26 protein-coding genes and 1 tRNA gene are annotated in these 24,234 nt (G+C 68.7%); 21 read left to right on the plus strand and 6 right to left on the minus strand.

Annotation, left to right across the window (positions count from 1 at the left end; translation table 11 throughout):
* The first annotated feature begins 35 nt into the window (after positions 1–35).
* Positions 36–1,853, plus strand: coding sequence for a glutamine--fructose-6-phosphate transaminase (isomerizing) (gene glmS / locus ACLL81_RS14915; RefSeq protein ID WP_411289148.1), 1,818 nt, complete (start codon positions 36–38; stop codon positions 1,851–1,853).
* A gap of 65 nt (positions 1,854–1,918) precedes the next feature.
* Here glmS and ACLL81_RS14920 read toward each other — a convergent pair whose 3' ends face one another.
* Positions 1,919–2,197, minus strand: a complete 279-nt coding sequence (locus tag ACLL81_RS14920; protein WP_411289149.1) for a hypothetical protein — start codon at positions 2,195–2,197, stop codon at positions 1,919–1,921.
* A gap of 160 nt (positions 2,198–2,357) precedes the next feature.
* On the opposite strand from ACLL81_RS14920, the gene ACLL81_RS14925 reads away from it, so the two are divergent.
* The 3 genes from ACLL81_RS14925 to ACLL81_RS14935 all read left to right on the plus strand — a co-directional run bounded on the left by ACLL81_RS14925 (position 2,358) and on the right by ACLL81_RS14935 (position 5,389).
* Positions 2,358–3,227 carry a UTP--glucose-1-phosphate uridylyltransferase gene (locus ACLL81_RS14925; protein ID WP_411289150.1) on the plus strand — a complete coding sequence of 290 codons (870 nt, stop codon included), beginning with the start codon at positions 2,358–2,360 and terminating at the stop codon, positions 3,225–3,227.
* A gap of 92 nt (positions 3,228–3,319) precedes the next feature.
* Entirely contained in the window at positions 3,320–4,525 is a 1,206-nt protein-coding gene (locus ACLL81_RS14930; protein ID WP_411289151.1) for an NAD-dependent epimerase/dehydratase family protein, read from the plus strand.
* Between the two features lie 3 nt (positions 4,526–4,528).
* Complete coding sequence (locus ACLL81_RS14935; RefSeq protein ID WP_411289152.1) at positions 4,529–5,389, plus strand: SDR family oxidoreductase; 861 nt, start codon at positions 4,529–4,531, stop codon at positions 5,387–5,389.
* Here ACLL81_RS14935 and ACLL81_RS14940 read toward each other — a convergent pair.
* Positions 5,386–6,126, minus strand: coding sequence for an alpha/beta fold hydrolase (locus ACLL81_RS14940; RefSeq protein ID WP_411289153.1), 741 nt, complete (start codon positions 6,124–6,126; stop codon positions 5,386–5,388). The genes ACLL81_RS14935 and ACLL81_RS14940 overlap by 4 nt on opposite strands.
* A 59-nt stretch (positions 6,127–6,185) precedes the next feature.
* Between ACLL81_RS14940 and ACLL81_RS14945 the strand changes: the two genes are divergently transcribed.
* The 9 genes from ACLL81_RS14945 (at position 6,186) to pheT (ending at position 15,043) form a co-directional block, all read left to right on the plus strand.
* Positions 6,186–7,349 carry a glycosyltransferase family 4 protein gene (locus ACLL81_RS14945; protein WP_411289154.1) on the plus strand — a complete coding sequence of 388 codons (1,164 nt, stop codon included), beginning with the start codon at positions 6,186–6,188 and terminating at the stop codon, positions 7,347–7,349.
* Positions 7,349–8,335, plus strand: coding sequence for a glycosyltransferase family 9 protein (locus tag ACLL81_RS14950; protein ID WP_411289155.1), 987 nt, complete (start codon positions 7,349–7,351; stop codon positions 8,333–8,335). The genes ACLL81_RS14945 and ACLL81_RS14950 overlap by 1 nt, the downstream gene beginning before the upstream one ends.
* Positions 8,336–8,443: 108 nt before the next feature.
* On the plus strand, positions 8,444–8,965 hold the full coding sequence (gene infC, locus ACLL81_RS14955; RefSeq protein WP_411289156.1) for a translation initiation factor IF-3: 522 nt from the start codon (positions 8,444–8,446) through the stop codon (positions 8,963–8,965).
* A 219-nt stretch (positions 8,966–9,184) separates the two neighbouring features.
* Positions 9,185–10,408, plus strand: a complete 1,224-nt coding sequence (locus ACLL81_RS14960; RefSeq protein WP_411289157.1) for an MFS transporter — start codon at positions 9,185–9,187, stop codon at positions 10,406–10,408.
* Positions 10,409–10,639: 231 nt separating this feature from the next.
* Positions 10,640–10,843 (plus strand): 50S ribosomal protein L35, encoded by a 204-nt coding sequence (gene rpmI, locus ACLL81_RS14965; RefSeq protein ID WP_411289158.1) that lies wholly within the window; start codon positions 10,640–10,642, stop codon positions 10,841–10,843.
* A gap of 13 nt (positions 10,844–10,856) precedes the next feature.
* The gene (gene rplT, locus ACLL81_RS14970; protein ID WP_411289159.1) at positions 10,857–11,213 is read left to right on the plus strand and encodes a 50S ribosomal protein L20; all 357 of its coding nucleotides are present in this window, start codon (positions 10,857–10,859) and stop codon (positions 11,211–11,213) included.
* A 115-nt stretch (positions 11,214–11,328) separates the two neighbouring features.
* Positions 11,329–12,438, plus strand: coding sequence for a phenylalanine--tRNA ligase subunit alpha (gene pheS, locus ACLL81_RS14975; protein ID WP_411289160.1), 1,110 nt, complete (start codon positions 11,329–11,331; stop codon positions 12,436–12,438).
* On the plus strand, positions 12,438–12,623 hold the full coding sequence (locus tag ACLL81_RS14980) for a hypothetical protein (protein ID WP_411289161.1): 186 nt from the start codon (positions 12,438–12,440) through the stop codon (positions 12,621–12,623). The genes pheS and ACLL81_RS14980 overlap by 1 nt, the downstream gene beginning before the upstream one ends.
* A complete protein-coding gene (gene pheT / locus ACLL81_RS14985) occupies positions 12,620–15,043 on the plus strand; it encodes a phenylalanine--tRNA ligase subunit beta (protein ID WP_411289162.1) in 2,424 nt (807 codons plus the stop codon). Before ACLL81_RS14980 ends, pheT begins: the two co-directional genes overlap by 4 nt.
* A 37-nt stretch (positions 15,044–15,080) precedes the next feature.
* Here the strand turns inward: pheT and ACLL81_RS14990 are convergent, their stop codons facing one another.
* Complete coding sequence (locus ACLL81_RS14990) at positions 15,081–15,746, minus strand: DUF1134 domain-containing protein (RefSeq protein ID WP_411289163.1); 666 nt, start codon at positions 15,744–15,746, stop codon at positions 15,081–15,083.
* A 150-nt stretch (positions 15,747–15,896) separates the two neighbouring features.
* On the opposite strand from ACLL81_RS14990, the gene lepA reads away from it, so the two are divergent.
* Positions 15,897–17,702: a translation elongation factor 4 gene (gene lepA / locus ACLL81_RS14995; RefSeq protein ID WP_411289164.1), complete on the plus strand. Its 1,806-nt coding sequence runs from the start codon at positions 15,897–15,899 to the stop codon at positions 17,700–17,702.
* On the opposite strand, the gene ACLL81_RS15000 is transcribed toward lepA, so the two are convergent.
* Entirely contained in the window at positions 17,671–18,063 is a 393-nt protein-coding gene (locus tag ACLL81_RS15000) for a DUF2784 domain-containing protein (protein ID WP_411289165.1), read from the minus strand. The two genes, lepA and ACLL81_RS15000, sit on opposite strands and share 32 nt — an antisense overlap.
* Positions 18,064–18,143: 80 nt before the next feature.
* On the opposite strand from ACLL81_RS15000, the gene ACLL81_RS15005 reads away from it, so the two are divergent.
* The 4 genes from ACLL81_RS15005 to ACLL81_RS15020 all read left to right on the plus strand — a co-directional run bounded on the left by ACLL81_RS15005 (position 18,144) and on the right by ACLL81_RS15020 (position 20,878).
* Positions 18,144–18,539: a DUF983 domain-containing protein gene (locus ACLL81_RS15005; protein ID WP_411289166.1), complete on the plus strand. Its 396-nt coding sequence runs from the start codon at positions 18,144–18,146 to the stop codon at positions 18,537–18,539.
* A gap of 82 nt (positions 18,540–18,621) precedes the next feature.
* The gene (locus tag ACLL81_RS15010) at positions 18,622–18,780 is read left to right on the plus strand and encodes a DUF3309 family protein (RefSeq protein WP_411289167.1); all 159 of its coding nucleotides are present in this window, start codon (positions 18,622–18,624) and stop codon (positions 18,778–18,780) included.
* Positions 18,781–18,847: 67 nt separating this feature from the next.
* The gene (locus ACLL81_RS15015; RefSeq protein ID WP_411289168.1) at positions 18,848–20,182 is read left to right on the plus strand and encodes an MFS transporter; all 1,335 of its coding nucleotides are present in this window, start codon (positions 18,848–18,850) and stop codon (positions 20,180–20,182) included.
* 3 nt (positions 20,183–20,185) lie between these two features.
* The gene (locus ACLL81_RS15020) at positions 20,186–20,878 is read left to right on the plus strand and encodes a DUF599 domain-containing protein (RefSeq protein WP_411289169.1); all 693 of its coding nucleotides are present in this window, start codon (positions 20,186–20,188) and stop codon (positions 20,876–20,878) included.
* On the opposite strand, the gene ACLL81_RS15025 is transcribed toward ACLL81_RS15020, so the two are convergent.
* Both ACLL81_RS15025 and msrA read right to left on the minus strand, forming a co-directional pair.
* On the minus strand, positions 20,875–21,213 hold the full coding sequence (locus ACLL81_RS15025; protein WP_411289170.1) for an MmcQ/YjbR family DNA-binding protein: 339 nt from the start codon (positions 21,211–21,213) through the stop codon (positions 20,875–20,877). The two genes, ACLL81_RS15020 and ACLL81_RS15025, sit on opposite strands and share 4 nt — an antisense overlap.
* Before the next feature lie 67 nt (positions 21,214–21,280).
* Positions 21,281–21,934 (minus strand): peptide-methionine (S)-S-oxide reductase MsrA, encoded by a 654-nt coding sequence (msrA, locus tag ACLL81_RS15030; RefSeq protein ID WP_411289171.1) that lies wholly within the window; start codon positions 21,932–21,934, stop codon positions 21,281–21,283.
* Between the two features lie 140 nt (positions 21,935–22,074).
* Between msrA and ACLL81_RS15035 the strand changes: the two genes are divergently transcribed.
* From ACLL81_RS15035 to ACLL81_RS15045, 3 genes are all read left to right on the plus strand, one after another.
* Positions 22,075–23,007 (plus strand): tetratricopeptide repeat protein, encoded by a 933-nt coding sequence (locus ACLL81_RS15035; RefSeq protein WP_411289172.1) that lies wholly within the window; start codon positions 22,075–22,077, stop codon positions 23,005–23,007.
* Entirely contained in the window at positions 22,971–23,945 is a 975-nt protein-coding gene (locus ACLL81_RS15040) for a hypothetical protein (RefSeq protein ID WP_411289173.1), read from the plus strand. The genes ACLL81_RS15035 and ACLL81_RS15040 overlap by 37 nt, the downstream gene beginning before the upstream one ends.
* Positions 23,946–24,002: 57 nt before the next feature.
* A tRNA-Ser gene (locus ACLL81_RS15045) sits at positions 24,003–24,092 on the plus strand.
* Positions 24,093–24,234 lie beyond the last annotated feature (142 nt).

Below are 24,234 nucleotides of genomic sequence, written 5' to 3' on the forward strand. Positions count from 1 at the left end.
AGTTTCGCCGTCTATCACAAAGGAAGCCATAGCCCATGTGCGGGATCATCGGCATCGTCGGTACGCGGTCGGTCCAGGCGCGGCTGATCGAAAGCCTGAAACGGCTGGAGTATCGCGGCTATGATTCTGCGGGCGTCGCCGGCGTTGTGGACGGCAAGGTCGAGCGCCGCCGGGCCAAGGGCAAGATCCGCGCGCTCGAGGATGTGCTGGCCGGAGACGCGCTGAACGCCACGGTGGGCATCGGCCACACCCGCTGGGCGACCCACGGCGCGCCGTCGGAGCGCAACGCCCATCCGCACACCGCCGGCCGCGTGACCCTGGTGCACAACGGCATCATCGAGAACTACGCCGAACTGCGCGAGGCGCTGAAGGCCAAGGGCCGCAGCTTCGAGAGCGAGACGGACACCGAGGTTATCGCCCACCTGCTCGACTGCGAACTGGACGAAGGCCTTGAGCCGCTCGTGGCGCTGAAAGCCACCCTAGACCAGCTCACCGGCGCCTACGCCCTGGGCGTGCTGGTCGAGGGCCACGACGACCTGGTGATGGGCGCGCGGCGCGGCAGCCCCCTGGTGGTGGGCTACGGTGAAGGCGAGATGTTCATCGGCTCCGACGCGCTCGCCGTCGGCCCCTTCACCAACCGCATCGCCTATCTCGAGGAGGGCGACTACGTGGCCATCGACCACGGCCAAGCGCGGATCTTCGATGAGGCCGGCCAGGCCGTTGAGCGCCGCCAGCAGGTGGTCGCCGCCGCCGCCGCTCTGGTGGAAAAGGGCAACTACCGGCACTTCATGGAGAAGGAAATCCATGACCAGCCGGACGCCTGCCAACACACTCTATCGGCCTACATCAATCCAGTGACCGGCAAGGTCTCGGCGCCGGATGGCGTCGACTTGGCAGCCATCGACCGCATCCAGATCGTGGCCTGCGGCACGGCGAGCTACGCTGGCCATATCGCCCGCTATCTGTTCGAGCGGCTGGCCGGCCTGCCCTGCGACGTAGAGGTCGCTTCGGAGTTCCGCTACCGCCAGCCGGCGATCTCGGCGCGGACCCTGGCCATCGCGGTCTCGCAGTCCGGCGAGACGGCCGACACCCTGGCGGCGCTGCGCTGGTGCAAAGCCCAGGGGCTGACCACCGCCGCCGTGGTCAACGTCCACGAATCGACCATGGCGCGGGAGGCGGACCACCTGTTCCCCACCCATGCCGGGCCGGAGATCGGAGTTGCTTCCACCAAGGCCTTCACCAGCCAGGTGGCGGCGCTGACGGCGCTGGCGGTGGCCGCCGCCGCCGCCAGGGGCCGCATCGACGCGGCCCAGGAGGCCCACTATTCAAAGCTGCTGCTGGAGGCGCCCCGGTTGATCGCCGAGGCGATCCAGGTGGAGGAAGAGGTCCGCGCCTTGGCGCCAGAACTCGCAAAGGCCCGCGACGTCCTCTATCTCGGCCGCGGCGCGATGTTCCCCCTGGCCCTGGAAGGCGCTCTGAAGCTGAAGGAAATCAGCTACATCCACGCCGAGGGCTATGCCGCCGGTGAGTTGAAGCACGGGCCCATTGCGCTGATCGACGAGGCCACGCCGGTGATCGTCATCGCTCCCACCGACCCGCTGTTCGAAAAGACCATCTCCAACATGAGCGAGGTCGCCGCCCGGGGCGGCCCGATCATCCTGATCACCGACGCCCAGGGCGCAAAGCATGCGCCGCAGGGCGCCAAGGTGATCGTCGGGCCCACCTGCGATCCGTTGCTGGCGCCCCTGGTCTATGCGCCGCCGATCCAGCTCCTGGCCTACCATGTGGCGGTGCAGAAGGGCGCGGACGTGGACCAGCCGCGCAACCTCGCCAAGTCCGTCACCGTCGAGTAGCGCCCCAAAAGCAAACGGCCGCCCCGTGAGGGGCGGCCGCGCCAAAGTCGTCCGAGTGGGACGGCTTACTTCTTTTCGGTGGTCGTCGTGGACGAGGACATCGAACCCATCGAGCCGTCCGGAGCGGGCGTCGTGACGGTGGTCGTGTCGGTGGTGGTCGTCGCCGCGTCCGCGGGCATCGCGGGCTCAGCGGCCGGCGTCGTGACGGTCACGTTGGTGTCGGCAGCCGGCATGGCGGCCGTATCGGCGGCCGGCGCGACTTCTTCGGTCTTCTGTTGGCAGGCGGAGAGGCTGAGGGCCATGACGGCCGCAGCGGCGACGCCGGTCAGAATGCGCAGTTTCATCGAATTACTTCCCCTGGAGGGTGAATCCCCCGACCGACGAACTTTACACAGTTTCGTGTGTTCCCGAAATCGTGATCCTGCATACGAAGCACATTTTGTCGCGCCCAGCATGGATTTCGCCTCCAGGCTCCTCTAGGCGAAGCGCAACTCGGAGACGTCGATGACGAAGCGTGTGCGCAAGGCGGTCCTGCCTGTGGCGGGCCTGGGGACCCGGGTGCTCCCGGGCGCCAAGACCACGCCGAAGAACCTCCTGAACGTCGTCGACCGCCCGATCCTGTCCTATGTGGTCGAGGAGGCGCGGGCGGCGGGCATCGAGCATTTTGTCTTCGTCACCGGCCGCGGCCAAGGGGCCATCGAGGACTATTTCGACGCCAACCCCGAGATCGAGAACGCCCTGGAAGCTAAGGGCAAGCTGGACATACTGGCCGAGGTCCGCCGCGACCTCATGCAGCCGGGGCAGATGAGCTTCGTGCGCCAGATGGCCCCGCTGGGCCTGGGCCATGCCGTGTGGTGCGCCCGCGACGTGATCGGAGACGAGCCTTTTGCGGTGATGCTGCCGGACATGCTGATGGCCGCCGACACCCCGGCGCTGGCCCAGGCGGTGGCCGCCTACGAGCAGGTGGGCGGCAACATCATCGTCGTCGAGCCGGTCCCCGAGGGCGAAGCTCACAAGTACGGCATCGTCGCCTTGAACGGGCGCGACGGCCGCCTGACCCGGATGACCGGCATGGTGGAGAAGCCCGCGCCGGGAACCGAGCCCTCAAATCTGTTCATCTCCGGCCGCTACATCCTGCAGCCCGAAATCTTCGGCACGCTGGAGACCCAGGCGCGCGGCGCCGGCGGTGAGATCCAGCTCACCGACGCCATGGCGAGCCTGATGGAGCGCCAGGCGTTCCACGCCCTGGAGTACGAGGGGACCACCTACGACTGCGGCGACAAGCTCGGCTTGCTGCGGGCCAACGTCGCCTTCGCCCTGCGCCGGCCTGAACTAGCCGACGACGCCCGCGCGGCGATCCGGGCGCTGCTCTAGATCTGTGACCGCCTGCCGCAGAAGCTCTTCCAAGACGACGGCGCGTGCGCTAGCCCTACCGATGGGGGCGCTGTTCGACCTGGGGAGCGGCAATGCGAGTACTGATCCTCGGCGGCGACGGCTTCTGCGGCTGGCCGACCGCACTGCACCTGTCGGCGACCGGACATGAGGTGGCGATCGTCGATAACAGTTCGCGCCGGCGCATCGACGAGGAACTGGGCGCCCACTCCCTGACCCCCATCGAGAGCCTCGACGTGCGCGTGCAGGCCTGGCGCGAGGTCAGCGGCCGCAGCATCGAGACCGCCGCGTTCACGGTGGGCAAGGACTACGACGCACTGCTGGACCTGCTGAAGGCCTGGCGTCCCGACTCTGTGGTTCACTTCGCCGAGCAGCGGGCCGCGCCCTATTCGATGAAGTCGGCCCGGCACAAGCGCTACACCGTCGACAACAACCTGAACGCCACCAACGATATCCTGGCGGCCATCGTCGATAGCGGCCTCGACATCCATCTGGCGCACCTGGGCACCATGGGGGTCTACGGCTACGGCGCCGCCGGCATGGCGATCCCCGAAGGCTATCTGACCGTGAAGGTGGAGACGCCTGACGGCTGGGCGGAGCGGGAGATCCTCTACCCCGCCAATCCAGGCTCAATCTATCACCTGACCAAGACCCAGGACGCCCTGCTCTTCCAGTTCTACGCCCGCAATGACGGCGTCCGGATCACCGACCTTCACCAGGGCATCGTCTGGGGCTCCCAGACCCGCGAGACCCGCCTCGACCCTCGGCTGGTCAACCGCTTCGACTACGACGGCGACTACGGCACGGTGCTTAACCGGTTCCTGATGCAGGCTGCGGTGGGCTATCCGCTAACCGTCCACGGGACCGGCGGTCAGACCCGGGCCTTCATCAACATCCAGGACACCGTGCGCTGCGTGGAACTGGCCCTGGCCCACCCGCCCCAGCGGGGCGAGCGGGTGAAGGTGATGAACCAGATGACCGAGTGCTGGCGGGTCCGCGACCTCGCCCAGATGGTCTCCCGGCTCACCGGCGCCGAGGTCGCCCACCTGCCCAACCCGCGCCAGGAGGCCGACGAGAACGACCTGACGGTGGAGAACCGGCGCCTATTGGGTTACGGGCTGGAGCCGGTCACCCTCGAGGACGGCTTGCTCCTGGAGATCGCTGAGATCGCCCGCAGCTACGCCCACCGCGCCGATCGCTCGAAGATCCCCTGCGTCTCCTGCTGGAACGCCGAGCGGGTCCAGGCCACTGCGCAGCAGTCTTCCGTGGCGGCGGAGTAGCAGTTGCGGCTGTTCGTCTTCGGCTACGGCTTTTCCGCCCAGGCCCTGGCGAAACGGCTGCTGGCCAAGGGCTGGGACGTCACCGCAACCTGGCGCGCCGAAGGCGGGGCCGCGCGACTGGCGGCGTTGGGCGTGCGGCCCGTGCATGCGGACGACCGCGCCGCCATCGCCGGGACGCTCAAGGCGACCCAGGCCCTGCTGGTCACCGCCCCGCCGGGGCCGGGGGGATGCCCGGGCCTGAACGCCCTGGTCCCCGCCCTGGCCATCGCAGGCGCCTTTCCGGACTGGACGGGATACCTCTCCACCACCGGCGTCTATGGCGACCGGCAGGGGGGCTGGGTCACCGAGACCAGCGCGCTCGCCGCCCAGTCCGTGGAGGGCGCGCGACGGGTCGGGGCCGAGCGCGACTGGCGCGAGGTTGGCCGCGGCATGGGCCTGACCGTCGCGACCTTCCGCCTGCCCGGCATCTATGGCCCGGGCCGCTCGGCCCTGGACCGCCTGCGGGCCGGCCAAGCCCGCCGGGTCGCCGCGCCAGGACAGGTGTTCTCCCGCATCCACGTTGACGACCTGGCGGGAGGGCTGGAGGCCTCGATTGACCGGCCGCGGGCCGGCGGAATCTACAATCTCTGCGACGACGCGCCGGCCTCCAACAGCGAGGTGGTCGCCTATGCCGCGGAGCTGCTGGGCCTGGCGCCGCCGCCGGAGGTCGCGCTGGACGACGCCGAGCTTTCGCCAGTGGCTCTGCGTTTCTATGCCGAGAGCAAGCGGGTCTCCAACGCCCGGGCCAAGGCCGAGCTGAGCTGGCGGCCGGCCTATCCCACCTACCGCGAGGGGCTCAGAGCGATCCTCGACGCCGGCGGCTAGAGTTCTTCCACCGCGGCGATCAGGCGGCCGATGTCCTGCGGCCGCGACAGGCGGTGGTCGCCGTCCTTGATCAGGCTGAAGACCACGTCCCTGCTGTTCAGGCCTTGGGCCAGTTCCAGCGCATGGCGCCAGGGCACGTCCGGATCCTCCGCGCCCTGCAGGATGCGGACGGGCGCGGTGATCGGCACGGGGCCCGGCAGGATCGACCAGCGGGCGCCGTCCTCGAGCAGGGTTCGCGAGATCGGGTAGGGATCGCCGTATTCCGATGGCCGCAGCCAGACTCCCTCGGCGGCCAGCGCCGCGCGGCCTTGCGGCGGGATGCCCGGCGCCATCAGCTTCTCCGTAAAGTCCGGCGCGGGCGCCACCAGCACCAGGCCGGCGATCCGCTCGGGCGCCGCCATGGCCGCCAGGCAGGCGATCCAGCCCCCCATGGATGAGCCCACCAGCACCAGCGGCCCCTCGGCCAGGCTCTCCAACACGGCCAGGGCGTCGTCGCGCCAGCGGGTGATCGTGCCGCGCTCGAACGCCCCCGACGACTGGCCATGCCCGAGGTAGTCGAAGCGCACATATCCGCGACCGGCGCCCGCCGCCCAGTCGGCCAGGGCCTGGGCCTTGGTTCCGGTCATGTCCGAACGAAACCCGCCCAGCCAGACCACCGTGGGGCCCGCGCCGTCGATACGGCGCCAGGCCAGCCGCTCGCCGTCCGGACGCTCCAGGAAGCCGCTCGTTTCGCTCATGGGCGCGTCATAGCGCCGGGCGATGTTTACGCGCCATCATTTCGGTCTATGCAGAGGCGGTGTCCCTACGGTCGAGCTTCACCCTGCTGCAGGTGGTCCCGGAACTAGAGACCGGCGGCGCCGAGCAGTCCGCGATCGACATCGCCCAGGCGGTGGTCCGCGCCGGCGGAACCGCCCTGGTGGCCACCCGCGGCGGGAGGATGACGGCTCGCTTGAAGGCCGACGGCGCCCGCCTGGCGCAGATGCCGGTGCAGACCAAGAACCCGCTCGTGATGCTGGGCAACGCCGCGCGGCTGGCCAGCCTGATCCGCCAGGAGAAGGTCAGCATCGTGCATGCCCGCAGCCGGGCCCCGGCCTTCGCAGCTCTCTGGGCCGCCCGCACCACTGGGACCCCTTTCGTGGCCACCTATCATGGGGTCTACAAGGCCCAGTCCGGGCTGAAGCGCTGGTACAATGCGGTGATGACCCGCGGCGACTTGGTGATCGCCAACTCCGACTACACCCGCGACCACGTGCTGGCCGAGCACGGCATCGATCCGGACAAGGTGGTGACCATCCCGCGAGGCGTCGACTTCGACCGGTTCAACCCGTCCCTGGTGACCCCCAGCCGGGTGGAGGCCCTGCGCGCCGCCTGGGGGATCGCCGACCGCCATGCGCGGACCCGTATTCTGCTCCCCGGCCGGCTCACCCGCATCAAGGGGCATCTGACCATCATCGAGGCTGCGGCGACGCTGAAAGCCCAGGGCCGGCGGGACTTCCTGATCCTGTTCGCCGGGGACGACCAGGGCCGCGCGGGCTACAGCGAGGAACTGGCCGCCGCCATAGGCAAGGCGGGACTGACCGACGAGGTCCGCATCGTCGGCCACTGCGACGACATGCCGGCCGCATACCTGCTGGCCGACCTGGCGATCCTGCCCACCACTGTGCCTGAATCCTTCGGCCGCGCGGCGGTAGAGCCGCAGGCGATGGGCCGCACAGTGATCGCCTCGGCGCACGGCGGCACGACCGAGACGGTGCTTCACGGGGTGACCGGCTGGCTGGTCCCGCCCGGCGACGCCGGCGCTTGGGCCAAGGCCATAGCGAGCGCCATCGACCAGGGCCCGGGGCGGCGGGCAGAGATGGGTCACGCCGGCCAGAAGCGGGCGCGCCAACTCTACTCCGTGGACGCTATGTGCGCGGCAACCCTGTCGGCCTACCAACGGGTCCTGGAGGCCCGCCGCTGATGCCCCGCGCCGTTCCCAAGATCCTGGTGATTAAGCTCTCCGCCCTGGGCGACTTCGTGCTGGCGCTGGCGGCCATGAAGAAGATCCGCGAAGCCCACGCCAAGGCCCACATCACCCTGCTCACCACCCCGCCCTTCGAGGCGCTCGCCAGATCCTGCCCCTACTTCAACGCCGTAGAGACCGACGGGCGGCCGGAAGGATTCCCGCAGTGGATGACGCTGCGCCGGCGGCTGAGGACGGCAGGCTACCAGCGGGTCTACGACCTGCAGACCTCGGCGCAGTCCAACCGCATCTTCCAGGCGCTGAGGCCCTCGCCGCCGGCTTGGTCAGGGGTGGCGCTGGGTTGCTCCCTGCCGCACAGGAACCGCCTGCGCGACCAGATGCACACCCTGGAGCGCCAGGCCGACCAGCTGATGTACGCCGGCATTTGGCCCGACGCCCCCACGGCCCCCGGCACGGCGCCCGGACCGGACGTCTCCTGGATCCTGAGGCTGACCGCGACCGATCGGCCGGTCTCCGGCGGTGTGAAGCCCAGGCCCTACGTGATGTTCGTCCCCGGCGGTTCCGTCCATCGGCCAGAGAAGCGCTGGCCGGTGGAGCGCTATTCGGAACTCGCCCGCATCCTCTACGCCCGCGGCTTCGACGTGGTCACCATCGGCGGGCCGCAGGAAGCGCAACTGGCCCACGCCATCCAGCGCAGCGTACCGCGCGCCCGCGACCTGACCGGCCGCACCGACTTCGCCAGCATCGCCGTGCTGGGCGCCCGGGCTGCGCTGGCGGTTGGCAACGACACCGGCCCGCTGCACCTAGCCGCCGCGGCCGGCGCACCGACCATCGTGCTGTTCTCCAAGGCTTCGGACCCCGCCCTGTCGGCGCCCCGCGGCCATGTGGCCGTCTTGCAGGCCGACGACCTGAGCCAGTTGCCTGTGGCCACCGTGGCACAGGCGGCGGCTTCTCTTGCGCTCAGTAAGGCGGGCGCAGCTTGATAGCGGGCTAGCCCTTCGTCATATACAGTACCAAGCGACCGGAACGCAGGCTGCGCGCCGGCGCTTTGCGTTGAAACAACCTCAGGAGCCTCGCCTATTCGCCGCCCCATGCAGGCGCCGCCCGTCAAAGACGGTCCGCGCATCAATGATGAAATCCGCGTCCCCAAGGTTTTGCTGATCGACCAGCACGGCGAGAAGCAGGGTGTGATGCCCACCTCCTCGGCCATGGAGGCCGCTGAAGAAGCCGGCCTCGATCTGGTTGAGATCGTCCCCAACGCGGATCCGCCCGTTTGCAAGATTCTGGACTACGGCAAGTTCAAGTTCCAGGAGCAGAAGAAGAAGAACGAGGCGCGCAAGCGGCAGAAGGTGGTGGAGATCAAGGAGATCAAGCTCCGCCCCAACATCGACATCCACGACTACGAAGTGAAGCAGCGGGCGATGAACAGGTTCTTCGAGGAGGGCGACAAAGTTAAGGTCACCCTGCGCTTCCGCGGTCGCGAACTGGCTCACCCGGAACTGGGCATGAAGCTCCTGCAGAAGGTGCGCGCCGACTTCGAGCCGATCGCTAAGTGCGAGTACGAGCCGCGCATGGAAGGTCGCCAGATGATCATGATCCTGGCTCCTCGGTGAGCCGAGCGGCCTTGGGGATTCGGGAGCAGTCGTCCTCTGGGCGGCCGCTTTCGCTTTTCCAGCCGCCGCGCAGTCAAGGAATCCGGTCGCCTGGCCCTACCCGCCCCTCTGGGCTTCAACCCGAAGCGAGTGAAGATCCTGCTCAACAGACAAGGCCACTTCGACCACGCCGCGCGCTGAGCCTTGCCGCGCGCCGCGGCGCGGCTTAACAGCGATCAGATGACCGACACAGCGCCGCGGGAGGCAACGCCGCCCCGACTGGCGGCGCCGTCGCTGATCGCCGTGATCTTCATCAACATGCTGGGCTTCGGGATCATCGTCCCGTTGTTGCCCTTCTATGCCAAGTCGTTTGACGCCCAGGCTTGGCAGATCGCGCTGATATTCTCGGCCTATTCGCTGGGCGCCTTCTTCGGCGAGCCGTTCTGGGGACGGCTCAGCGACCGCTACGGCCGCAAGCCTCTGTTGATCACCACCATCACCGGTAACTGCCTCTGCTACCTGGCGCTGGCCTTCGCGCCCAACGTGGAGGCGGCCTTCGTTATCCGCCTGCTGGGCGGCCTGGCCAGCGGCAACGGCGCGGTTGTGCAGGGCTACATCGCCGACGTCACCCCGCCACACCTGCGCACCCGGCGTATGGCGCACATGGGGGCGGCGTGGAACATCGGCCTCATCGTCGGCCCGTCCCTGGGCGGAGTGTTCGCCCATCCCGACGCCGGACCCATCGGCTTCCAGATCCCGCTGTTCATCGCCTCCGCGCTGTCGGCGGCCTCCGCACTGTGTATCGCGCTGTTCATCCGCGAGAGCCGCCGGCCCACCTTTTCCATCGCCGATCGGCCCAGCCGCTGGTCGGCGATCGGCGAGGCGGCGCGCCATCCGGTGATCTCGCGCCTGATGCTGCTGACCTTCCTGGTAGGCTTTGCCTTCACCGGCATCGAGTCCGTGTTTGGTCTGTGGGCGCAGGCCAAGTTCGCCTGGGGTCCGCGGGAGATCGGGGTCTGCTTCGCCTTCGTGGGCATCGCCGCGGCCCTGACCCAGACCTTCGTCACCGGCCGGCTGGCCGAACGGTTCGGCGAGGGGCCGATGCTGGCCGCCGGCATGGCGCTGACCATGTTCGCCTGCGCCCTGCAGCCCCTGTCCACCAACGCGGCCATGGTGATCGCGCTGATGTGCCTGACCGCCATCGGCCAGTCGGTGGCTTGGCCCAATGTCAGCGCGCTGATCTCGCGCACCGCCGACCCCGACCGGCAGGGCCAGATCCTGGGCCTCAACAACGCCATGGGGGCGCTGGCGCGGGTGGTGGGGCCGTTCTGCGCGGCTATGAGCTTCGCCCACGTCAGCATCGAGGGCCCCTTCATTCTGGGCGCTCTGATCGTCGCGCCCTCGATCTGGCTGGCCCTGTCCGCGGCGCGCCTGGCCCCGCGGCGGGTCGAGGCCTCGCCGTGACTCGCCCGGCTCCCCCTTCGCACTAGCGGCGATCTTGATCCTGCCGGCCCTATGGTTCGCGGGCCAGGTGCGCAAGCGGGTCCCGGACCCACGGTGAGCGACGGCCGCTGAGCTTGCCATCGCGCGGCGTTTCGTCTATCAGCCCCACCCTTCGGAGGCGCCTGGCTAATGGCATGCCAGGGCGTCTCATCAATACTCCAGAGGACGGGGCCGCTAACGCTCCGCAGTGAAATGCCGAAACTGAAGACCAAGTCAGGCGTGAAGAAGCGCTTCAAGCTGACTGCGACCGGCAAGATAAAGGCCGGCGTCGCGGGCAAGCGCCACCGGCTCCTGAGCCACAACGCCAAGTACATCCGTCAGAACCGCGGCACGAAGGTGATGAGCGAGGCCGACGCCAAGATCATCAAGATCTTCATGCCCTACGGCCTCAGCTAAGGAGCCCTGACAGATGGCACGCGTAAAAAGGGGCGTCACCGCCCACGCCAAGCATAAGAAGGTTCTCGAGCAGGCCAAGGGCTTCTACGGGCGCCGCAAGAACACCATTCGCACCGCCAAGGCGGCCGTGGACAAGGCCGGCCAGTACGCCTACCGCGACCGCAAGGTCCGCAAGCGCAGCTTCCGCTCGCTGTGGATCCAGCGGATCAACGCCGCGGCGCGCCTGGAAGGCTTCACCTACTCGCAGTTTATCTTCGGCCTTGACCGGGCCGGGATCGAGATCGACCGCAAAGTCCTGTCGGACATCGCGGGCAACGATCCCACCGGCTTCAAGGCCATCGCCGACAAGGTTCGCACCGCGCTGGCTTGATCGCCTTTGGAGCCAAAAGCTCCCGAAGCATCGCAAAGCCCTCCGGTGGAATCGCCGGAGGGCTTTTTGCTGCCCTCTTCACCCGATGAAGACCGCAGGCTAGGACACCGTCCTGATGACCGACCTTTCGCAACTTGAAGCCGGCCTGACGGCGCAGATCGCCGCCGCGGCCGATGTGGCCACCCTGGAGGCGATGCGGGTCGGGGCGCTGGGCAAGTCTGGCTCCATCTCCGAACTGCTGAAAACTCTGGGCGCCATGAGCCCGGACGCGCGCCGCGAGCGCGGGCCGCTGATCAATGGCCTGCGCGACCGGGTCGCCGCGGCGATCGCCATCCGGAAGACCGACCTGGAGGCCGCCGAGCTGGACGCAAGGCTCGCCGCCCAGCGCGTCGACCTGAGCCTGCCCTCGCCGCCCGAGCGCCGCGGCCGGGTGCACCCGACCATGCAGGTGCTGGACGAGATGATCGCCATCTTCGCCGAGATGGGCTTCGGCCTGGCGGAGGGCCCGGACATCGAGGACGACTTCCACAACTTCACCGCGCTCAACTTCCCGCCCAAGCATCCGGCGCGGGAGATGCACGACACCTTTTGGCTGCCGGAGGACGAGCGCGGCGAGCGCAAGCTGCTGCGCACCCATACGAGCCCCGTACAGGTGCGGCTTATGCGCGGCCTGAACGAGAAGCTGCCCTCCTGGGTGGCCAACGGCCAGGAGCCGCCGATCCGGGTGATCGTCCCCGGCCGCACCTACCGCTCGGATTCGGACGCCACCCACACGCCAATGTTCCACCAGATGGAGGGGCTGGTGATCGACCGCGCCATCCACATGGGCCACCTCAAGTGGACGCTAGAGACCTTCATCGCGCGGTACTTCGAGACGCCGGTGGTGGAGACCCGTTTCCGACCCCACCACTTCCCCTTCACCGAGCCTTCAGCGGAGATGGACGTACGCTGCGAGCGCTCCGGCGCCGAGGTGAAGATCGGCCAGGGCGACGACTGGATGGAGATTGTCGGCTGCGGGATGGTACATCCCAACGTCCTCACCAACTGCGGCCTCGACCCGGACGTCTGGCAAGGCTTCGCCTTCGGCTTCGGTATCGACCGGCTGGCGACGCTCAAGTACGGCATGCCGGACTTGCGGGACATGTTCGCCTCCGACGTCCGTTGGCTCGACCACTACGGTTTCTCAGCCTTTGCCCAGCCAAACCCGGCGACGGGCCTGTCGTGATGGGCGAGGTGCAGGACTGGAACACGCTGGAGGGTTTCGTCTTCGGCGACAGCGAGACCGCACCAGAGCAGCATGTCCGGGGCGAAGCCGCCGTTGCGGGTGAAATAGGCCCGGTGACCAGCACGCCAGTCGTCCAGGAGCGTTTCCGCCTGGTCGAGATCCTCGGCGAAGGAGCCGATCGATGAAGTTCACCCTCTCCTGGCTGAAGGCTCACCTGGAGACCGACGCCACCGTCGAACAGGTGGTCGAGGCCATGACCATGGCCGGCCTGGAGGTCGAGCATGTGGACGATCCCGCCGGGAAGCTCGCCAGGTTTTCCGTGGCCAGGATCGTCGAGGCCGTACAGCACCCCAACGCCGACCGGCTGCGGGTCTGCCAGGTGGACACGGCGGATGGCCGCAAGGAGATCGTCTGCGGGGCGTCCAACGCTCGGGCCGGCCTGACCACCATCTACGCCCCCATCGGCGCCTATGTGCCCGGCTCCGGCGTGACCTTGGAGGCTCGGCCGGTGCGCGGGGTGGTCTCCAACGGCATGCTCTGCTCGGCTGCTGAGCTGGAGACCGCCGCGGAGTCCGAGGGCATCCTGGAGCTACCCGACAGCTTGGCCGTGGGCCAAGGCGCCGCCGAGGCCCTGGGCCTGGAAGCGGTGATCGACTTCGAGGTGACCCCCAACCGTCCTGACTGGCTGGGGGTGGCCGGCATAGCCCGGGACCTGGCCGCCGCAGGCCTGGGGACCCTGAAAGACCGCCCCGCCGTGCCGCAGAAGGGCAGCTTCCCCTGCCCGGTCGAAATCCGCGTCGACGGCGACGCCTGCCCGGTGTTCGCCGGCCGGGTGATCCGCGGCTTGAAGAACGGCCCCTCGCCGGCCTGGCTTCAGCGCTGGCTGGTCTCGGTGGGCCTGCGCCCGATCAACGCGCTGGTCGATGTCACCAACCTGATGGCTTACGACCGCGCCCGGCCGCTGCATGTCTATGACCGGGCCCTGATGGTCGGCGACTTGATCGAGGCGCGCCTCGGACGTGGCCCCGGCGAGCCGACCCCGGGCGACGAAGCCTCCCCCGCGCCCCATCGCGACGAGCAGCTCATCGCGCTTGACGGCAAGACCTACGACATCGGCCCGCAGATGTGCGTCATCGCCGACGCCGGCGGCCAGCGGCCCATCGGGCTTGGCGGCGTCATGGGTGGGACCTCCACGGGCTGTTCGGAGGCCACCACCGAGGTGTTCCTCGAAAGCGCCTGGTTCGACCCGATCCGCACCGCCCAGACCGGCCGGGTCACTGGCATCGCCTCCGAAGCGCAGTACCGCTTCGCCCGGGGCGTCGACCCCCAGTCCCTGGTCCCCGGCCTGGAACTGGCGACACAGCTGATCCTGGAGATCTGCGGCGGCGAGGCCTCCGAGGTGCGCGTGGCTGGTCAGACGCCAGCCCCGCCCACGGCGATCGCCTTCGACCGGGACCATGTGCGCAAGCTGACCGGTCTCAGCGTCGGACCGAACCGCATCGACGACATCCTGACCCGGCTCGGCTTCATTGTGGCCGGGGACATGGTGACGCCACCCTCCTGGCGCCGCGACGTGGAGGGCAAGGCCGATCTGGTGGAAGAAGTGGCGCGGATCGAGGGCTACGGCGCCCTGCCTTCGGAGCCCCTGCCCCAGCTGCCCCGGCCAGTCGGCGGCGCCCTGACCGTTCGCCAGACCCGGATGCGCAACGCGCGCCGGGCCATGGCCGCGCGGGGCTATGCAGAGGCAGTGACCTGGAGCTTCATGCGCCGGGAGTGGGCCGAGCTGTTCGGCGGCGGCGACCCAAGCCTGGTGCTGAGCAATCCGATCGCCACCGACCTGTCGACTATGCGCCCCTCGATCCTGCCGAACCTGATAGAGGCCGCCGCCCGCAACGCCCGCAGGGGCTTCGCAGACGCGGCGATCTTCGAGGTCGGGCCCTATTTCCGCGGCGACCAGCCTGCAGATCAGATGACGGCGGTGGCGGCCCTGATCGCGCCGCATCCGCAGCGCCGCTGGGACGGGCAGGACCCCGACCCGATCTTCGAGCTGAAGGCCGACCTGATGGCGCTCCTGGAAGAGATGGGCGCGCCGGCTCTGCAGGTGGTCCAGGGCCAGGGCCAGGCCTGGTGGCGTCCCGGCCGCTCGGCCCGGCTGCAACTTGGCCCTAAGACCGTGGTCGCCGAGTTCGGCGAACTGCACCCGCGGATCCTCAAGGCGCTGGACGCCGAGGGGCCCATGCTGGCCTTCGAGGTCAACCTGGACGCCATCCCCGAGCCCAAGCGCAAGGCGGTGAAGACCAAGCCCGCCCTGGAGCTCTCGCCGCTGATGCCGCTGACCCGTGACTTCGCCTTCGTGGTGGCGGAAGACACGCCGGCCGGCGACCTCGTGCGCCCGATCATGGGGGCCGACAAGCAGCTGATCGCCGGAGCGCGCGTGTTCGACGTCTATCAGGGCGCGGGCGTGGCCGCGGGGATGAAGTCGCTGGGCGTCGAGGTCAGCGTCCAGCCCCGCGAGAAGACGCTGACCGACGCCGAGATCGAGGCCCTGTCGGGCCGCATCGTGGCCGCCGCGGAAAAGGCGGTGGGCGCAAAACTGAGGGGATAAGGACGGCTGGCGGCCGCGGGAGGCCGCCGGGCCCTGATCAGAACGGCAGGCGGTTGCGCTTCTTGGTGTAGGACAGGTAGCCGACGTTGGCGCCGAGCCTAAGGCCCACGCCGGCGCGGATAGGCGCCAGAGTGACGCCAGCCGCCTTCTGGTAGTTCACCCCCAGGCCACCAATCAGATAGGCCACGCCCTCGACGCCGGGGAAGCGCTGGAAGATCGTCTCCGGGTCGTCCAGGTTGTAGCAGAGGGTGAAGACGCGGCTGGCGTTGCCGCCGAAGTCCCAGCCGACCGAGGGGCCCTGCCAGAACACTTCAACCGGCTCGCGGTCCTTCATGTAGAGCAGGCCTCGCCCGTAGCGGCCGCCGAGCACGATGGCGCCGGAGCCTTCCTCACCCGCGATATAACCGGTGGGCCGTCCGTTGTTGGCGAAGATCCGCTCCACTGCGCCGCCGGCGGCTTCCGCCGTCACGCCCAGGAAGTCGGAAACCCCGTCCACGATCTCGTCGCGCGAAAAGGTCTCGGTCTTCGGCGGGACGCCGGTGGTGTTGGAGCCTGCGGCCGGCGCGCTTCGCGGCGCCGGGTCTGCGGCGGATGGCGGCGGCGCCACGGTGGCGACATCGTTGGCCGGCCGCGTCTGGGCGCGGGCCACGGCGGCCGTGCCGAGCGTGACGATACCGGCGGCGATCAGGGTGCGGCGATCCATGGGCGCGTTTCTCCTTCGGGGGTCTTGAAACCAGCTCCCGCCCAGGGCCAGTCAATGCGGCAGCCAGTTTAACGAGGGATTAACTCTGTTCGCCGTGACAGGGCGCCGCGCGTCTCGCCCCCGCCCCGGAATGTGCTAGACGCACCGCCCATGACGACCCCGCTTGAGCGCATCCGCAACTTCTCCATCGTGGCGCACATCGACCACGGCAAATCGACCCTGTCGGACCGGCTGATCCAGGAGACCGGCGCGCTGACCAAGCGCGAGATGACCGAGCAGGTCCTCGACAACATGGACATCGAGCGCGAGCGCGGGATCACCATCAAGGCCCAGACCGTCAGGCTCAACTACCGCGCCGACGACGGCCACGACTACGTCCTGAACCTGATGGACACTCCCGGTCACGTGGACTTCGCATATGAGGTCTCCCGCAGCCTGGCCGCCTGCGAGGGCTCGATCCTGGTGGTGGACGCCAGCCAGGGGGTCGAGGCCCAGACCCTGGCCAACGTCTACCAGGCCATCGACAACAACCACGAGATCGTCTCGGTCCTGAACAAGGTCGATCTGCCCGCCGCCGAGCCCGAGCGGGTGCGCCAGCAGATCGAGGATGTCATCGGCCTGGACGCCTCCGACGCCGTGCTGGCCTCGGCCAAGACCGGGCTGGGCATCCACGAGGTGCTGGAGGCGGTGGTCAACCGCCTGCCGCCGCCCAAGGGTGACCGCGACGCGCCCTTGAAGGCGCTGCTGGTGGACGCCTGGTACGACCCCTACCTGGGGGTGGTGGTGCTGGTCCGGGTGGTCGACGGCACGCTGCGGTCAGGGCAGCGGGTGCGCATGATGCAGCAGGGGTCCACCCACCTCATCGACCGTATCGGTGTCTTCACCCCCAAGCGCACTGAGGTCGAAGCGCTAGGCCCAGGCGAGATCGGCTTCATCACCGCCCAGATCAAGGAGGTGGCCCAGGCCGCCGTGGGCGACACCATCACCGATGAGCGCAAGCCCGCGGCGACCGCCCTGCCCGGCTTCCGCGAAGTGCAGTCGGTGGTGTTCTGCGGCCTTTTCCCCGTGGACGCCGCCGACTTCGAGGATCTGCGCGCCGCCATCGGGCGGCTGCGCCTGAATGACGCATCCTTCACCTACGAGATGGAGACCAGCGCGGCGCTGGGCTTCGGCTTCCGCTGCGGGTTCCTGGGGTTGCTGCACCTGGAGATCATCCAGGAGCGGCTGTCGCGCGAGTTCGACTTGGACCTGATCGCGACGGCGCCCAGCGTGATCTACAAGATCGGCATGAACGACGGCTCCGAGATCGAGTTGCACAACCCGGCCGACATGCCCGACCCGGTGAAGATCGCCTCCATCGCCGAGCCCTGGATCAAGGCGACAATCCTAACGCCGGACGAATATCTGGGCTCGGTGATCAAGCTCTGCCAGGACCGCCGCGGGGCGCAGCGCGAGCTCTCCTACGTGGGCTCGCGGGCGCTGGTGGTCTACGACCTGCCGCTCAACGAGGTGGTGTTCGACTTCTACGACCGGCTGAAGAGCGTCTCCAAGGGCTACGCGTCCTTCGACTACCAGATCGAGGACTACCGGCCGGGCGACCTGGTGAAGATGTCCATCCTCGTCAACGCCGAGCCGGTGGACGCGCTCTCCATGCTGGTGCACCGCGACCGGGCCGAGGCCCGCGGCCGCGGCATGGTGGAGAAGATGAAGGAGCTGATCAGCCCGCACATGTTCCAGATTCCCATCCAGGCGGCGATCGGCGGCCGGATCATCGCGCGCGAGACGGTCCGGGCGCTGCGCAAGGACGTCACCGCCAAGTGCTACGGTGGCGACATGAGCCGCAAGCGCAAGCTGCTGGACAAGCAGAAGGCCGGCAAGAAGCGCATGCGCCAGTTTGGCAAGGTCGAAATCCCCCAGGAAGCCTTCATCGCGGCCCTGAAGATGGATGGCGACTAGGCCGGACCAGCCACCACAGCGCGATCACATAGGCGAACACTGCCAGATAGGCCGCGGTGAACACCCACATGGGCAGCGGCCAGTAGATCAGCCCGTTGACCACCCGCATGATCAGCGGCGCCTCGGCCCCGCCGCCGCCGAGGTCGGCTTGCCACAGGGTCAGGAAGCAGGCGCGGCCCACTGCGGCCTGGGCGGCCACCACCGCCATGGAGGCCAGGTGCGCCAGGCGCAGCCAGCGCAGGCGCACGAACCGCCATCGCAGCCGGGCGCCCAGCGGGATCGCCACCAGCCCTGCCACGTTGAAGGCGATCACCGCCACGTGCGCCGCCAGCACGAGTTGAGCGAGGAGGCCTGGGTTCATGCGGTGGTTCTAGCCCGGCGTGGGCGGCCTCACGAGCGCAGAGACTTCCGTTCCAGGCGTCGAGGGCGCATACCCCCGCCATGGCTGAACAACACCATCCGGTGGTCCCGTCGATCCTGCGGGGGCTAAAGCACCGCTGTCCGCAATGCGGCCAGGGCCGGCTGTTCCGCAAGTACCTGAAGATCAACGAGACCTGCGAAACGTGCGGCCTGGCCATCGCCCGCTACCCGGCCGACGACGGGCCGGCCTACCTGACCATCATCCTGGTGGGGCACATGATCGTGGCGCCCTTGCTGTTCTTCCCGTGGGTTTGGGAAGCGCCCGCCTACATCACCCTGCCGGGCATCCTGATCCCGCTCACCGCGGTCATCCTGGCCGCCCTGCCGCGGGTCAAGGGAGGCTGGATCGGGTTGATGTACGCCCTCGGCGTGAAGGACACCGAGGCCCGCTTCCACACCGCGGACCGGGCCGAGTGAGCGTCTCACGGCTTGCGGAACCTCTACTGTAGGGCGCGCGTTCGCAGTCCCGTGGGCCGGTTAGAGCCTGGAGGAGATTTCAATGTCGCTTGGCTTAATCCTGATCATCATCCTTGTCCTGCTCCTGGTCGGCGCCCTGCCGACGTGGGGCCACAGCCGTAGCTGGGGTTATTTCCCGAGCGGCGGCCTCGGCCTGGTGCTGGTGGTGCTCATCATCCTTGTTCTGATGGGCCGGTTGTAACCGTCCACCCTTGGCTTAAGGGCCAAACCCCTTAGCATCCTCCCCTGACTAGTTCGGGGGAGGATACATGACCGCCACAGAAACCGGGGGTGAGCCCCTGGCGCCGCCTGAACTGACCACTCCGGGGCTCACGCCCCTGAAGCGGGCCAAGGCAATTCTGGGCGGATCGGCGGGAAATCTCGTCGAATGGTACGACTGGTTCGCCTATTCGGCGTTCGCGCTCTATTTTGCGCCGCACTTTTTCCCCGAGGGCGACCAGACTGCGCAGCTGCTGCAGGCCGCCGCGGTGTTCGCCGTGGGCTTCCTGGCGCGGCCCGTGGGCGCCTGGATCATGGGCCTCTACGCCGACCGGGCGGGCCGGCGCCAGGCGCTGGCGGTCAGCGTCGGCATGATGTGCTTCGGTTCCTTCGCCATCGCGCTTTTGCCCGGGTACGCGCAGATCGGCGCCCTGGCGCCCGCGGGCCTCCTGATCGCGCGCCTGGTGCAGGGCCTGTCGATCGGCGGCGAGTACGGCGCCAGCGCCACCTACATGTCCGAGATGGCCGGCCGGAAACGGCGCGGCTTCTGGGCCAGCTTCCAGTACGTCACCCTGATCATGGGCCAGCTCCTGGCGCTGTCAGTGCTGATCCTGCTGCAGGGGACCATGGACCTGGCCGACCTCGAAAGCTGGGGCTGGCGCATCCCCTTCGCCATCGGCGGCCTCCTGGCCGTGGTGGTTTTCTGGATCCGCACCGGCATGGACGAGAGCGCGTCCTATCTCGCCGCCAAGGCTGAGGGCGCGCCCCGCGCCCACACCATGATGCTGTTCGCGAAGTACCCCCGCGAGAGCGCCATGATCTTCGTGCTGACCGCCGGCGGCTCCTTGGCCTTCTACGCCTACACGACCTACATGCAGAAGTTCCTGGTCAACACCGCAGGCTTCGCCAAGGACGCGGCCACCGGCATCACCGCCATCGCCCTAATTCTCTACATGTGCGCCCAGCCGCTGTTCGGCTGGCTGTCGGACAAGGTGGGCCGCAAGAACACCATCGCCTTCGCCTTCGCGGGCGGGATGCTCGCCACCTACCCAGCCATGTCGGCGATCGGCGCCACAGCTTCGGCCGCTACGGCGCTGGGGCTGATCGTGCTGCTGCTGATTGTTCTGTCCGGCTACACCTCGGTCAGCGGCCTGGTGAAGGCCGAGCTGTTCCCCGCCCATGTGCGGGCCCTGGGCGTCGCCCTGCCCTATGCGGTGGCCAACGCCATCTTCGGAGGCACGGCGGAATACATGGCGCTGTGGTTCAAGCAGGCCGGCAACGAGAGCGGCTTCTACGTCTATGTCTCCGTGGTCATGGCCGCCGCCTTCCTGGTGGCGCTGCGGCTTCGCAACACCAACGTCACCAGCCTGATCAAGGAGGACTGAGGCGTGCCGGCGCTGGATATTGCCGCCTTCGCGCTCTTCGCTGCCTGCTGGCTGTTCTACCAGCCGCTGCTGGGGGCGATGTCGCGCCGGCACGGCGGGGCGATCAACACCGACATGACCGTGATTCGCACCGCCTGGATGCGCAACATGGCCGCCCGCAAGGACCGCTTCCTGGACGGGCAGCTCTTGGGTCACGCGCTGAACTCGGCGTCGTTCTTCGCGTCCTCCAACCTGATCCTGATCGCAGCCTCGGCCAGCGCTCTGTTCGGCGGCGAGAACACCTTCCGCAGCGTCTCGGCCCTGCAGGTGATCCAGACCTCGTCGCGGCTGCTGTTCGAGTTGCAGTTGGCCCTGGTGCTGCTGACGCTCGCCCGCGGCCTGCTCGATTTCATCTGGTCGATCCGGCAGATGAACTACTGCATCGCCGCGGTGGGGGCCGCGCCGGAGATGCTGACCGAGGGCGAGGCGCGGGATTACGGGGCGATGGCGGCCCGTCTACTGAATCCGGCGCTGTCGTCGTTCAACGCCGGGGTGCGGGGCTACTACTTCGCCTTGGCCGCGGCCGCCTGGCTGTTCGGCGCCTGGCCATTCATGGCAGCGACGCTGGGCGCTATGGCCATCCTGCTGTGGCGCCAGCGACGCTCGCCCGCGGCCGGGGCGATCGCCGACCTGCGCAAGGCGCTGGAGGACCGCTAGGCTAGGCCCGCCTCAGTGCGGGCCTTGCGGGTGAGCTTCGCCGCGATCAGGCCATAGGACGTGGCCAGCCAGTCGAGGATGTCGGCGTCGGGCGACGCATCGATATCCACCGCCACCCAGCCGCCCTTCGCCAGATAGGGCGCCTGGCGGCCCGGCCCGCCTTCGGTCAGGGCCACGAAGCCGATGTCGGTGACCTTGAAGGAGAGCGAGCCCTCTGTCGTGCAGATAGCGAACACGCGCCCGGCCACCTTGTAGACGTCAGAATCTCCCCATTGCACGACCTTGGCCGTGGCGGGCAGGGCCAGAGCGGCGGCATCGACCTCCTTGCGGGTCATTCGGCGATCCCCAGGGTGGCCGCGGGCAAAGCCAGCGCCGCCCGGTCGAAGGCCCCCGGGTTCATGATCAAGCCTGGACGCCGACGCCGATGGGGCAGGTGACCCCGGTCCCGCCGACACCGCAGTAGCCGTGCGGGTTCTTGGCCAGGTATTGCTGGTGATAATCCTCGGCGAAGAAGAAGGTCTCGGCCGGTACGATCTCGGTGGTGATCTTGCTGTAGCCTTCCTTGGCCAGCGCCTGTTGATAGGCGAGCTTGGAGCTCTCGGCCGCCTGAGCCTGGGCTTCGTTCACAGGATAGATTCCCGAGCGATACTGGGTGCCGATGTCGTTGCCCTGGCGCATCCCCTGGGTGGGATCGTGACCCTCCCAGAAGGTCTTCAGAAGCTGGGCGTAGGTCACCACCTTGGGGTCGAATACCACCAGCACCGCCTCGGTGTGGCCGGTCCGGCCCGAGCAGACCTCCTCATATGTAGGGTTGGGCGTCGCCCCCGCCACATAGCCCACGGCTGTCACATAGACGCCCGGGACCTGCCAGAACTTGCGCTCCTCGCCCCAGAAGCAGCCCATGGCGAACACCGCGGTCTCGAAGCCCTCGGGATAGGGGCCCTTCAGCAGGTGGCCGTTGACGAAGTGGACGTCCGCCGTGGGCAGCGGCTGCGGGCGGCCCGCCAGCGCGGTCTCCGGCGTCGGCAGTTCGAGGGATTTCTTGGCGAAGAACATCGCGGGCTCCGGCTCTCGTGGTGTTTGGCAGCCTGCAAGATAAGGGCTCGGCCGTGGTTTTGCATCGCCTACCAAACGTGGCTGACGGCCAACGCGTTTCATGGCACTCTTCGCCAAACGTCGTTACGGGAGGAAACGCCATGACGCCTATCCTGCGAGCCGTGCTCCTGACCGGCGCCATCGTCGGCCTTTCAGCCGGAGCCGCCCTGGCGGCGGGTTCGGGCGGCGGCGGCGGCGCTTCGATGCCCAGCGAGAGCCGGCCGCAGTACGATCCGGCCGCCGAATACGCCAAGGCGATCGCGGCGATGCAGGCCAAGAACTACAAGGCCGCCGCCCGGGCCGCCGAGCATGTGACCGAGGCCGCGCCGCGCAGTTCCGACGCCTGGCGCCTGCTGGGCGCGGCCAAGGCCGGCTCCACGGACTGGAAGGGCGCCCGGCGGGCCTATGAGCGCGCCGTCAAGATCAGCCCCGACGACCACCTCAGCCACGCGGGCCTCGGTCTGGCGTTGGCCAACCTGAAGGACGCCAAGGCCCAGGCGGAACTCGACTGGCTGAAGATGAAGACCCAGGCCTGCGGTAGCTGCTCCGACGCGGCCAACCTGAAAGCCCTGACCGACGCTGTAGAAAGCGCGCTTACGAACCCTGACGCGCCCAAGCCCAGCGCGGCCCTGGAGGGCGCCATGCTGTTCGCGGGCGCGGCCGCCGGCGACGCGGCCTATGTCCAGGCGGTGAGCCTGATCAACGAGAAGCGTTATCCGGAGGCACTGACGGCCCTGCGCGCCGCCCAGGCGGTGTTCGGGCCGCATCCGGACATCATCACCTACCAGGGCTACACGTGGCGCAAGCTGGGCGACGCGGCGCGGGCGGAGGCCTACTACCGAGAGGCCCTGGCTATCGCACCGGACCACCGCGGCGCCACCGAGTACTATGGCGAGCTGAAGGTCGAGCGCGGCGACATCAAGGGCGCGAAGCTGATGCTGGCGAGCCTGGAGCGGTCCTGCGCCTTCGGCTGCGCCGAGGCTGAGGAGCTGCGCCGTTGGATCGACCTGGGCGGCGATCCGCAGCGGCCTTAGCGGGCGGCGCCTTCGCCGGGCTGGCGGCGGCGGCCATGGCGGCCGGAGCGGGCCCACCGCTTCGGGCCATGCTGTGGGCGCCGCGGGACGTCGATACCGTGCGCGCCTTCGCCACCCAGCCCACTGAGTGCCTTCGCCCGCCCGCCGATCCGGCCACGGCCTTGAGCGTCGAGGTGGGCCGCGCGGCGTTCCGCACGCCGATTGTCCTGGGAGGCCACGCGGCGCGCTCTGGCCTTTCCTGCGAAAGCTGTCACCGCGGCGGGCGGGGTAATCCCGACTTCCAGTTCCCCGGCGTCTCCGGTGCGCCGGGCACCGCCGACGTCACCCATTCGCTGTTCAGCGCCCGGCGCGGCAACGGCCTCGACGACCCCAGGCCAATCCCCGATCTGGCCGCGCCCAAGGCGGCGTTGAAGGTGGAGCAGGCGCGCTCAGGCCGGGCGCTGGAAGATTTCGTCACCGGCCTGATCGTCGAGGAGTTCGACGGACCGCGGCCGACACCAGCGGTGCTGGACGGCCTGGCGGCCTACGTCCGCGCCCTCGACCCGGCGGCCTGCCCCACCGCCGACCGGGAGCCGGTGAGCGTCGCCACCCTCATGGCCGACTCCCGCCGCGCCCTGGCCGCCAGCCAGGCCAGCCTCGCCAAGGGCGACCCGGCCACTGCCGTGATGATGGTCGCGGCCGCCCGCGCGCGCCTGGGCCTGATCGACGAACGGTTCGCGGACCTTCCCGCCGAGCGCGCCCGCCTGCGCCGCGCCGACACCCGGCTTGCCGCCCAGCAGCAGGCCATCCGCGAGCGGCGTCCCCAGGGCGCAGCGGGGCTGGGGACCTGGCTCGCCCGCGCGCCCGCCCTGGAGGCCAGGCTCGCGGCGCGGGAACCCGCCTCGCTGTTCGACCGCAACCGTCTGCAACAATCGGCCAAGCGCCGCTTGCGGGGCTAGGCCGCCTCAGTATATTGCGCGCCTTCCGCTTTGGGGCCTCGCGCCACAAGACGGCGAGGTGAGGTGGCCGAGTGGTTGAAGGCGCACGCTTGGAAAGCGTGTTTACGGGAAACCGTAACGAGGGTTCGAATCCCTCTCTCACCGCCACGCAGTCCTTTGAATTATCTCCATAATTTGGCGACAGAGAGTTGGATTCGAACCGTTGTTACGGTTTGGGCCCAAACCGCACTGAATCGCGCCGGATTCCCTGATTTCGCGCCGAATCCGTAATTATCGGCAATTTCGTCTC

The organism is Phenylobacterium sp., assembly GCF_046590535.1.
Taxonomy (GTDB): domain Bacteria; phylum Pseudomonadota; class Alphaproteobacteria; order Caulobacterales; family Caulobacteraceae; genus Phenylobacterium.